Genomic DNA, 4,633 nt, shown 5'->3' on the forward strand with positions numbered 1-4,633 from the left:
GCCCACGGCTCTGGCGGTGGATAAGGAGGGGAACCTCTGGATTGCCGATGGACATCGCCTGCGCCGGCTCTCTGCTGGCGGACGAGTGACCACCCTCTCCGGGGCAGAGCCAGGCTATCGGGATGGCCCCCTGGCAGAGGCCCGTTTTCAAACCCTGGGGGGGCTGGCCTTCGATGCGGCAGGCAACCTCTGGGTGGCCGACCGAGATAACCATCGCATTCGTCGTCTTCAGCCTGGGGGACAAGTTTCCACCTTGGCCGGACAGAATCAGCCCGGCTGGCAGGATGGCCCCACCTCGGTGGCCCGGTTCGATCAACCTGCCGGCTTGGCAGTCTTACCGGATGGCAGTGTGGTGGTGGTGGATGCCGGCTTGCCGGGCTTGCGTCGCATAAGCCGCGTTGCTTCTGGGCCTGTCACCCCAACTCCTGTGGGATCCCTGTAGGCTCTTGACAGGCCGCCGTCTCTCAGGTTTCACAGGGATCCCCTCCTCAGTTGGCGGATCCCCCTACAGTCAACTGGCCCAGCACGTTGATATCAAAGGTGAAATTAATCGTCACCGAGTTGCCCTCATAAGCCTCAGGCAGGGGCAGGAAGGGGGCTGCCCTCTGGATAGCCGTCAGCGCCGCATCATCGGTTTGTTGGCTGCCAGACGTGCGCCCCAGGCGAATGCTCTGCAGATCGCCAGCTCGACCCACCGTAAAAATCACCACCGTGCGACGCGAGGTGCCGGTCTGTCCAGGTATCCAATTTTGCTCCACTTTCCGCTGCAAAGCGGCCAGCCAAGGACCCCAATCCACATTGGCCCGCGCTGCCACACTGGGGGGATTGGGAGCGGATTGGGTGGGGTTGGCCAATCCACTAGCTCCACTGCCCTGGATCCCGGCTCCATTGCTGGGAGCAGAGGCACTGACCGGAGGCCCCAACTGGGAAGAGTCAGAGGGCCGCTGGGCGGGAAGAACCTCTGTCACCGGTTGCGGAGCGGGCGGAACGGGAGCCAATTGGCTGGGATCCGAAACCCGCTCGCTTGGCTGTATGGGCAAGGGCTCCGCAGTTGGCGGGGGAGTGGGCCTTGGGGAGGGAGCAGCCGCCACAGGCGGTGGAGTTTGGGGCGGAGTAGGTCTGGGGACAGGCGTGGGAGGGGGCGGTGCCGCAGTCGGGGTCGCGGTGGGCTGAGGGGGAGCGGGGGTTGGGGTAGGCGTGGGCTTGGGTGGAGGGGTTGGAGTTGGGGTTGCCAGGGCAACTGCAGCCGGGGCAGGTGGTGGTGGAACAGGGGCAGGCTGCTGGGGTGGCGGCGGTTGGGGTCTTGGCGGCGGCGGCGGAGGGGCCTCCTGGGGAGGGGCGGCCTGAGATTGAGGTGGACTGCCTTGAGACGGAGGGGCTTCTACCCGCTCACCCCCATCGCGGGAATCAACTTCTGAAACCAGATCTGCTTCCTCTGGGGGCTGCAGATCTTCTGGATCCAGAAGGATAAACTCAATGGCTTCTTGTTCTGGCTCGCGAGTGAGCCAAAGCCGCCCCAAGTGGAGCAATCCCAGCAGCACCAGCACGTGCAGCAGCAGCGACAGCGCCACCATCCAAAAAAAGTTGCGAGATTCATCCTCGCGGCGGCGCTGCTCAATCCAGATGCTGGTCATAGCCAAGATTGCCCTTTCCTTTCTTCAACGCTCTCAACACACCGAGTTGTCTGTTGCAGACTGGGCCACGGGGGTAACACCCCAGCTAGTGTTATAGCATCCGAGCAGTTGGCACTCCTGCGCAAAGGCGTATAGTCTATCTCGGGCTCGGGAAGGGATCCCACCTTGCAGCAGCTCTAAGATCGCCTACCTTGAAAAGAGCGGGGATCCCATTAGCCGGGGAAAAGCCCCACAGCTCGGGGTGCTGGCTCTGATGTTGGCTGGTGGGGCACTTTTGGTGGCTTTTTAGGAGCGACGTTATGGAACCCATCCGCTTTCATCTGGCCTTTCCAGTTGCCGATATTGCCTTGGCCAAGGCCTACTACGGCGATGGCTTGGGCTGTGAGATCGGTCGAGAAACCTCTGCTGCCGTTATTTTTAGCCTGTACGGCCATCAACTGGTGGCCCACCTCACCCACGAAGAGCTGACGCCCCAGCGGGGCATCTACCCTCGTCATTTTGGCCTGATCTTCCCTACCCAAGGGGATTGGCAGGCGCTGGCCGACCGTGCCTTGGCGCGGGCCTTGCCCTTTTATCAAGAGCCGCGCTGGCGCTTTGTTGGCACCCCCTTGGAGCATGGCACCTTCTTTTTGCAGGATCCCTTCCATAACCTGCTGGAGTTTAAGTACTACCGCAACGCTTCCGCCATTTTCGGGGAGCGGGAATTGGCCTTGGTCGGGGACAGTGCTTCCCACCGCTCGCGCGAACGATCCCCGGCCCGCTCAAGTGGCATGTAGTGCAAACAGGAGGAACCTTTGGCCACTCAACCCCTGCGTTCTGGCCCTGCGCGCTGCCCTATCTGGCAGATGGATTTCAACGCCGTCCCCCTGCGGGATGAGCAGAACCGACGGGTTTGGGAGCTGTTGGTGTGCGATCCCACCGGCCAGTTTCGCCAAGCGCAGTATTGCAGCAACCAAGAGGTGAACAGCACCTGGGTGGCACGACAGTTGCGGAGCTACCTGGAAGCTGCCCCACAGCCTCCCTCGGCCATTCGTGTGTTTCGAGCCCGCATGAGTTCCATCCTGCAACGGGCCTGCGATGCGGTTGGGATCCCGATGCTGCCCAGTCGTCGCGTTTACACCCTCAAAGCCTGGATGCGAGAACGGGCAGAGCGGGTTTACCCCCAAGAGACTCAGTTCACCTACAGCCCCGAACCTCCTGTGGATCCGGATCCGCCGGATCCCATCCGTCTGCCGGACAAGTTGCAGGGAGAACGCTGGGCCTTCGTGACCTTGCGAGCTGAGGATCTGCGGGAAGCCGACGCCTGGCCGATAGAATTTGGCGAGCTTTTTCCGGTTGCCTGGGACACTTTGACGCCCGACCCATTCCCGCCAGCGGTACGGAGCACCCTCATTCCCGGCTTGGTGATTACCTCGCAGCGGGCTTTGCCGATGGCAGCCTGGATGAGCGGTATGGAACCCGCTTACTTGAGTGTGGCAGACGGACGGCTCCTGTTCGAGGCAGGCCTCAACGATTGCTACCTATTTGCGCAACTGAGAGATGAAAAACTGCGAACAGAGGCAGAAGTCTTTGCCCAGCGCCAGCAGCAGGCCCAAGGGATCCACTTTCTCGCCATTCAAACCGATTTCAAGGCCCAGTCCTTCGCCGGCTTCTGGCTGATGCAACATCCCCTATGAACTATGAATATCAGTCGTTTGCAAGAGCAGAGTGCAGCCCGAACAACTGGGGAGATCATCATCGCTGTCTCAGAGGGAAAAACCTACAGTCATTCAAGGAGGAATGAGACTGTTCCGCTGCATGGCTTCCTGGCTCCTCTCTCCCTTTCCTAGGGATGGTCGCGGAAGCGGCGTGAAGCGTTTGGACGGCACCGCGGAGCAGTTGAGAAGTGCCTTGATCTATAGTCTTTCAGCTTAGGGTGAGACGCCCGAGCTACGGAGAAAAGCTTCCTGACCTCGTGCATGATTGCTCCGCAACGCTGATGCGACGATGCGACGACGCAGCCCATGTTTTAGGTGGGCGTAGTGTCCTAGTTTGGATCGAAATGACTGTTGAAATGACCGTAGCAAGAACCCCAGCGCTACGGGGAAGCAAGCTGGTGGGGCAGGGAGCATGTCAAAGCAGGTTGCTCAGGCGGCTGTGAAAGGCTGAGTAGATCTCTGCGTAAGACTTCGCCCATTCTGGATCTGGTTGAACATAGCGTTCCACCTGCACCAATCGATCGGCAGCCTGTTGGACAGAGCAGCACCAATAGGCAGAAGCAGCCAAGATGGCTGCCCCCACAGCCGGCTCTGGGTGTTTCACCACGGCCAAGGGACGGGCAAGGATACTGGCGCGCAGGCGCAACCAAAGAGGGCTTTTGCTGCCTCCGCCGGTGGTGAACATCGGACTCTGTTCTGACACCGGGATCCCTTGAGCCGCCAACGTTTCCAGCCCCAGCCGCTCGACCATGGCTACCCCCTCTAACAACGCAGCATAAAAACGGGGGGATCCCTCTTCTGCCTCCGGCAAGAACCCGGCAAACCGGGGATCGACAATGGGAAAACGTTCTCCCGGCTGACAAAGGGGATAGCTGACCAGCCCAGTGGGCAGATAAGCCTGGGCTTGCTGATCCAGCACTTGCAAGTTGCCGCCAGGGAAGTAATGGGGCAAAACTCCGCCTCCACAAAAGGAAGCCGCTCCCGGCCACCAAACCGTTCGTTCGCGACAGTGGTGTGGAGCAGAGTCCGGGTGCAAATGGGAATAGATGCTTGGGGTTTGTATGGGATCCGGACTGTTGGCCTTGAAAATGAGGGTTGTGCCCAAGCTGGTGGAAACCTGACCTAAGCGGGTGGCCCCTGCTGCCAATTGCCCGGCACAGCCATCCGTGATCCCTGCCGCGATCAGCACTTCCGGCCCCAATCCCCAGTCTGCTCGCACCGTTCCCAAAACCGTTCCCGGCGACACCACCTCGGGGAAATGCTTAGGATCAAGGCCCTGCCGCGCCAACCACTCCTGAGGCC

Annotated in this window: 4 protein-coding genes and 1 pseudogene; 3 read left to right on the plus strand and 2 right to left on the minus strand. The window is 60.8% G+C overall.

Going from position 1 to position 4,633, the window contains the following annotated elements:
- Nucleotides 1-442 (plus strand): annotated as a pseudogene (locus tag NW856_RS10790) (hypothetical protein); the annotation flags it as partial.
- 46 nt (nt 443-488) lie between these two features.
- Here the strand turns inward: NW856_RS10790 and NW856_RS10795 are convergent.
- Nucleotides 489-1,634 (minus strand): energy transducer TonB, encoded by a 1,146-nt coding sequence (locus NW856_RS10795; RefSeq protein WP_414400228.1) that lies wholly within the window; start codon nt 1,632-1,634, stop codon nt 489-491.
- Between the two features lie 299 nt (nt 1,635-1,933).
- Between NW856_RS10795 and NW856_RS10800 the strand changes: the two genes are divergently transcribed.
- Together NW856_RS10800 and NW856_RS10805 are read left to right on the plus strand one after the other, a co-directional pair.
- Entirely contained in the window at nt 1,934-2,410 is a 477-nt protein-coding gene (locus tag NW856_RS10800; protein WP_414400230.1) for a VOC family protein, read from the plus strand.
- 18 nt (nt 2,411-2,428) lie between these two features.
- Entirely contained in the window at nt 2,429-3,310 is an 882-nt protein-coding gene (locus NW856_RS10805) for a Tab2 family RNA-binding protein (protein ID WP_414400231.1), read from the plus strand.
- A 436-nt stretch (nt 3,311-3,746) separates the two neighbouring features.
- Here NW856_RS10805 and NW856_RS10810 read toward each other — a convergent pair.
- Nucleotides 3,747-4,633: FGGY-family carbohydrate kinase (locus tag NW856_RS10810; RefSeq protein WP_414400233.1), on the minus strand; the 887-nt coding region annotated here is incomplete at its 5' end.

Origin of the sequence: Synechococcus sp. R3-13, assembly GCF_047462195.1 — a bacterium.
GTDB lineage: Bacteria > Cyanobacteriota > Cyanobacteriia > Thermostichales > Thermostichaceae > Thermostichus.